General features: G+C 69.7%; 1 protein-coding gene. It reads left to right on the top strand.

The window, feature by feature from the left end:
• A partial coding sequence (locus QC029_RS30375) for a type I polyketide synthase (RefSeq protein ID WP_279559067.1) occupies positions 1-1,503 on the top strand: 1,503 nt, incomplete at both ends.

Below are 1,503 nucleotides of genomic sequence, written 5' to 3' on the forward strand. Positions count from 1 at the left end.
CCGGTGAGGGGGTTGCGGTGGTGGGGATGGGGTGTCGTTTTCCCGGTGGGGTGGAGTCGCCGGAGGATCTGTGGCGGTTGGTTGCTTCGGGTGGGGATGGGGTGTCGGGGTTTCCGGTGGACCGGGGCTGGGATGTGGAGGGGCTCTACTCACCGGACCCCGACGCCCACGGCAGGAGCTACGCACGGGAGGGTGGTTTCCTGCACGGTGCGGGTGGGTTCGATGCGGAGTTGTTCGGGATTTCGCCGCGTGAGGCGTTGGCGATGGATCCGCAGCAGCGGTTGCTGTTGATGGTGGTGTGGGAGGCGTTGGAGCGGGCGGGTATCGCTCCGGACTCGGTGCGTGGGACGCGTGCCGGGGTGTTCGCGGGGGTGATGTACCACGATTATCTGGCGCGGTTGCGGGTGTTGCCCGCGGAGGTGGAGGGGTTTCGGGGGACGGCGGATGCGGCCAGTGTCGTCTCCGGGCGGGTGGCGTACACCTTCGGGTTGGAGGGTCCGGCGGTGACGGTGGACACCGCGTGTTCCTCTTCGTTGGTGGCGTTGCATCTGGCGGTGCAGGCGCTGCGGCGGGGGGAGTGTTCGCTGGCGTTGGCGGGTGGGGTGACGGTGATGGCCACGCCGGGCACTTTTGTGGACTTCAGTCGTCAGCGGGGGTTGGCGGCGGATGGTCGGTGCAAGTCGTTTGCGGCGGGTGCCGATGGCACGGGGTGGGGTGAGGGTGTGGGGGTGGTGGTGTTGGAGCGGTTGTCGGACGCGGTGCGTCATGGGCGTCGGGTGTTGGCGGTGATTCGCGGGTCGGCGGTGAATCAGGATGGTGCGTCCAATGGGTTGACGGCGCCCAATGGTCCGGCGCAGGAGCGGGTGATCGGGCAGGCGTTGGCTGATGCCCGGCTGTCCGCGGTCGAGGTGGATGTGGTGGAGGGGCATGGGACGGGGACGCGGTTGGGGGATCCGATCGAGGCGCAGGCGTTGCTGGCCGTCTATGGCCAGGGGCGTCCTGAGGGTCGGCCGTTGTGGTTGGGGTCGTTGAAGTCGAATATCGGGCATACCCAGGCGGCGGCCGGGGTGGCGGGTGTGATCAAGATGGTGGAGGCGTTGCGGCGGGGGGTGCTGCCCAGGACGCTGCATGTGGATGAGCCTTCTCCGCGTATTGATTGGTCGGCGGGTGAGGTGCGGTTGTTGACCGAGGCGCGGCGGTGGCCGGAGACCGGTCGTCCCCGCCGGGCGGGGGTGTCCTCGTTCGGGATCAGCGGCACCAACGCCCACCTCATCCTCGAGCAGGCCCCCGACACCGCGGAGGCCGTGCCGGGCACCGCGGGGGGTGGTGTGCTGGACGGGCCGGTTCCCTGGGTGCTCTCCGCGCGGTCGCGGGCTGCTCTGCGGGGGCAGGCGGGTCGTCTGCTGTCCTATCTGGAGGAGCGTCCCGGGGTGGGGGTGGTGGATGTCGGGTATTCGCTGTTGACGACGCGGGCGGTGATGCGGCACCGGGCGGTGCTGCACG

The organism is Streptomyces sp. DH37, assembly GCF_029813835.1.
Taxonomy (GTDB): Bacteria; Actinomycetota; Actinomycetes; order Streptomycetales; family Streptomycetaceae; genus Streptomyces.